3 protein-coding genes are annotated in these 4,754 nt (G+C 68.9%); all 3 read right to left on the bottom strand.

Going from position 1 to position 4,754, the window contains the following annotated elements:
• Positions 1–36: 36 nt before the first annotated feature.
• The gene (locus AB0O00_RS29915; protein ID WP_363657033.1) at positions 37–2,607 is read right to left on the bottom strand and encodes a collagenase; all 2,571 of its coding nucleotides are present in this window, start codon (positions 2,605–2,607) and stop codon (positions 37–39) included.
• Positions 2,608–2,905: 298 nt separating this feature from the next.
• Positions 2,906–3,106 carry a hypothetical protein gene (locus AB0O00_RS29910; RefSeq protein WP_363657031.1) on the bottom strand — a complete coding sequence of 67 codons (201 nt, stop codon included), beginning with the start codon at positions 3,104–3,106 and terminating at the stop codon, positions 2,906–2,908.
• Positions 3,107–3,116: 10 nt separating this feature from the next.
• On the bottom strand, positions 3,117–4,754 hold a 1,638-nt coding region (locus tag AB0O00_RS29905), incomplete at its 5' end, for a polymorphic toxin-type HINT domain-containing protein (protein WP_363657029.1).

The following is a 4,754-nucleotide window of genomic DNA, read 5'->3' as shown; positions in this document are numbered from 1 at the left end:
GGACGCGCCGCCCTTCGCCGTTCCTGCGTGCGGGGGTCAGAACTGGGCGTTGACCGTCACGCCGCTGAAGTCGGTGTTGGCGTAGAGGCTGACGTAGCGGTAGCCGGCCGTCGGGTTGGTGACGGTGAGGCTCTGGGTGGTGCCGGGGTTGGTGGAGGAGGCGGTGTAGGCGCCGGGGGAGGCCCAGGTGTCGGCGTTGTAGTAGAGGGAGGCGTTGCCGGTGCCGCCGGAGGTGGAGACCTTCAGCGTCGTGGTGCCGGCCGGCAGGTAGAGGTAGAAGTAGTCGAGGCTGCCGGCGGTGCGGGCCTGGTTCGGGCGCGAGCAGTTCTGGCCGAGCGCGTCGGTGCGCGGGTCGGTGCAGGTCGGCAGGGTGGTGCCGGCGCCGGTGGTGACCGTGACGGAGGACGGGGAGCTGGCGGACTTGCCGGCGCTGTCGGTGACGGTCAGGGCGACGGTGTAGGTGCCGGGGCTGGCGTAGCTGTGCACCGGGTTGCGCTCGTCGGAGGAGGTGCCGTCGCCGAAGGTCCAGTGCCAGGAGGCCAGCTGCGCCTGGGAGTTGGTCTCCACGGACTTGTCGGTGAGGGTGACGGTGGGGCCGCTGACGGACTGGTCGAACAGGGCGGTGGGCCCGTCGGCGTAGCAGGCACCGGCCGCGCAGGCGTTCAGCCAGGCGTCGAAGTCGGCGTCGTAGGAGGTGCCGAGGTTGTTGTAGACCGCGTAGCCGCCCTGGTAGTCGCCGGTGCGGAAGTGGCCGAGCATGGTGTACACGTCGCCGGGGTGCTTCTCCAGCATGTAGCGCACGGCCAGGTAGCCCCACGGGTAGGTGCGCACGGTGTCCGAGTTGGCGTACGTGTTCTGGAAGACGGTGCTCAGCTTGTAGCGGTGCGCGGCGGCCTCGGTCATCGCCTGGGTGTCGGTGGTGCCGCGGTAGGCGTAGGACTCGTACTCGGCGACGCCCTCGATCCACCAGATGTCCGGGACGGAGATCTCGGTGGTGAAGTTGCCCTTCATGTCGTAGATGTTGTCGAGGTAGTGCGTGTACTCGTGGTTGAGGTTCCACACGTTGGCGGGGAAGCCGTCGTTCCACGCCTTCTGGTACATGACCGACACCGGCTTGTTGGCGGGGTCGGTGACGTCCATGACGGTCTGGCCGCCGTTGTCGGTGGAGTTGTTGTAGATGGCCCAGGAGTAGGTCAGGTAGTCGTCCCGGTTGGAGAAGACGGCGAGGGTGATGGTCTTGCCGTACTGGCCGGGTATGGGGCCGTTGTCCTTGACCATGGTGTGGAAGAAGCCGTCCTCGCCGCGCAGGCTGGCGCAGACGGTGGCCAGGTCCTCGGCGGACAGGGCCTCGCCGCGGATGGTGCGGTTGTCGCACACCAGGGTGTCGGGCAGGACGGCGGCGGTGAGCTTGCCGGGCAGGTCGCAGGTGCCGTAGTAGGAGCACTGCGCGGTGTCGTACTTGTTGGCGTTGTACGCGGTGTACACGTACAGCTTGCCGATGGCGCCGGATATCGGGGTGGTGTCGAGCACCTGCTTGACCAGCGGCTTGGTGAAGGTCTCGACGGCGCCGCCGTCGCCGGCGGTGCGGGCGAGGTCGTTGCCGGCGTTGACGTCGAGGAAGGCGTTGGCGGTGGTGAGCAGGTCCCGGTGGTTCTGCGCGAAGTCGGACAGCGCGGTGATGACGCTCGGGTCCGCGGTGATGGCGCTGACGTAGTCGGGGTTCCAGTTGGCCCGCCACAGCGGCGCCCACAGCACGGCGTTGACGGCGCTGACCATCTTCGGGAACGCGTTGTAGCCGTTGTTGTAGCCGTTCAGGACCTGCTTGTAGACGTTCAGGTACCGGTCCTGGACGTTGGCGCTGTCGGTGAGGACCAGCACCTCGCTGAGCACGGGGCCGTTGGCGTCGCTGACGTCGCTCCAGTGCGCGCTCGCGAAGAAGGCGTCCAGGCCGGCCTTGACGGCGGTGGTGAGCTTCGCGTCGTAGGGGCCCACGGCGGCCGGGAGGGTGGACTGGACGTAGTAGCCGGCGCGCAGGAAGAGCACGAGCTGCAGGATGTTCGCGGAGTTGTCGCCGCTGTAGTGCGCGGCCTGGGCCTGGAAGGCGCCCGCGACGGCGAGCATCTGGGACTGCTTGAAGACGTTGCCCGCGTCGGTGCCGGTGACGTTGTACAGCGTCTTGACGCAGTCGGTGGTCGAGCCCTGGACGAAGGCGACCAGGTCGGCGCCGCTGCGGGAGGCGAAGTCGGCCGGGGTGCAACTGGCGGCGTCGGCCGTCGAGTTGGCCGCCATCGCGTGCTTGGCGGGGGCGGGCGCCGCCGGCCTGGCGCCGGTGCGCGCGGAGGTCTGCACGGCCGTCCCGGCCGGCTGCAGCGCCTGCCCGAGCAGGTCGGACGGCAGCGGGGCGGCGGTGCGCCCCATCGCCTCGGACGTCTCCACGGCGACCTCGGCCCCGAACGGCGCGGGCGCGGCGGGTACGGCGGGTGCGGCGGCCTTTGCGGGAGCCGCGGCGGGCGCGCCCGGCGAGGCGAGGGCGGGGGTCGGCAGCATGAACGCGGAACCGGCGAGGGCGCCGGCCACGAGAAGGGGAAGGGATTGGCGCAGACGCACTGCGGTGTCCTTGTCCTGAGTGGGGGAGATGAGCAACGGAGCGTCAGCCACGAGGCATGAGGGAGGGGGACCTTGACGACAACCTGTCACCGGATTCAGCGTCAGAACAATGTCACAGGTTACATGCCACCGCAAGGGTGTGACATGGCACTGCTGTTAGGTGACCCGCCCCCTCCCGCGGCGGCGCCGGGACGGCCGCAGGCCCCGCCGGAGTTCACTCCGACGGGGCCTGCGTCATCCACCGGGAACGCCCCCGGGCGGCCGGTTCAACCGGGATCCGCCCGGCTCCGCGGCCGGCTTACGAATTCTTCTCCATGGTGGACCGGACGCATTCCATCCAGTCCGTCCATGCCGCCGGATCGGTGGGTTTCCCGTCCGCTTCCAGCGAGATGTCCCCCAGCAGCGTGAGCAGATCGTCTCCCGCGCGGTTGGCGAATTGCCAAATGAACTTGGACATCGCCTCGAACGCCTCGTGCTCGTTCATCGAATAGCTGCTCATGAAGGCCTAACTATCGGGGGGTCGGGTTCAATCCTCCGTTCGTGATGGTAGTTCCGTTCCGCACCTCCGCCCACACCTGGGTGCCGTCCTCCAGCGTCAGGAAGTACTTGTCGAGCGTGCCGCCGCCGTTGGGCAGCGTGATCGTCTGACGGAGGTTGTCCGGGTGGATCGCGCGCATGATCAGCGCACGGTTCTCCGGGGTGTCGGTCGTCAGGTGCCCGGGATGACCGGTGCGGAAAATGTGTGAGGTGTCCGTGCGGAACTGCGGTTCACACGTGCTGTTGTGCACCAGGACCGGCGTATCGCCCGCGAACACGTAATACGTGTGGACACTGCCGACGGTGAGGTTGTACGCGGGTTGCGGCGCCGTCCAGTGCCGCGTCCCGGTGATCCGCACGGCCCGGCCGTCGGCGGTGCGGACGCTGTCGCCCGCCACCAGCTCCGCGGCACCGCGCCAGGCGCGGGCGCCCTGCGACCAGTAGGGGTGGTGGTCGGTGGAGGTGACGGTGGCCGAAGTGCCGTCCGGCGCCGCGATCGTGAGCTCGGTGAAGTCACGGTCCTCGGGGGTGTAGATGGTGCTCTCGACGCGCTGCGCGCCGGTGACACCGGTGGCCGGATCGGTGGCCGTGACCGAGTCCCCCGCGCGGACCCGCTCGATGGGACGGCGCGTGCCGTCGGCCATCAGCACGAGGGTGCCGGCCGGGAAGCTGTTGCGCGTCACCAGGCAGCCCTTGCGCAGGTCGGCCCCGAGCGAGGCCTCGTCCGCGAGCTCGTCGACCAGCTCGCGGTCGACGTTCTGGTCCGCCTTCAGGGCCTTCAGCGCCTCTTCGGTCCCGATGCCGTCCTTCAGGGTCTGGCGGAACCTGGCGACCGCGTCGGCCGTGGAGGTCAGCTTGCTCAGGGCCGCCTGGCTGTAGCCGTCGAGCGTGGCCTGGACGGCGAGCTTGGCGTCCTCGATGCCGACGCCGGCCTCCAGGGCGAAGCGGAAGGCGACGATGACCTTGACGCCCTTGGCGAGGGTGCCCCAGGGGATGAAGTTGGACGCCGCCCACGCGCAGTGCGCGTTGATACCGGGGTCGTGGTAGCACTTGACGAAGTCGTCGCTCAGCGCGTGCCACAGGATCTGGCCCCGCTGCGCCTCCGGCGAGTAGTGCAGCCGGTAGTCGAAGTAGCCGAGCTGGAACGTCTCGTCGCGCTGGTCGTTGACCTGGGTGCTGCCGACGACGACGGTGTTCCAGACGGTGTACTTGCCGGTGCACGCCGCGATCGACAGGCCCGGTTCCGGGCAGGTCTTCATGACGTAGTTGACCGTGCCGGTGACCTTGACGTTGACCGTGACGTCGCAGACGTCCTGGCCCTTGCCGTCGTCGTGCCAGATCTTGGGGTCGACGTTCTTGATCATGACGTCGCCGTGACCCATGACGTAGTCACCGGCGGTGCAGCGGCCCAGGTTGTCCTTGAGCTGCTCGGTCTTCATGTCGCCCTGCGGGACGGCCTCGATGAAGGAGACCCGGCCGCTGGAGTCGACGGTGGCGGTCTGGTTCTGCAGCTGGCCGTCGAGGGTGTCGGTGCACTGCTTGGTGAAGACGGCGGCCTTGGCGTCGGCGGCGGCCTTCTGCGCCTCCTCCTTGCTCTTGTTGGCGGCCGC

Origin of the sequence: Kitasatospora sp. NPDC093558 (assembly GCF_040683475.1) — a bacterium.
GTDB lineage: Bacteria > Actinomycetota > Actinomycetes > Streptomycetales > Streptomycetaceae > Kitasatospora.
The sequence above is the reverse complement of the archived record's forward strand: the minus strand, read 5'-3'. Positions and strand labels throughout refer to the sequence as shown.

Excerpts from the sequence above, each read along its gene's own strand:
- AB0O00_RS29910 (WP_363657031.1), bottom strand. The coding sequence starts at position 3,106 with ATGAGCAGCTATTCGATGAACGAGCACGAGGCGTTCGAGGCGATGTCC.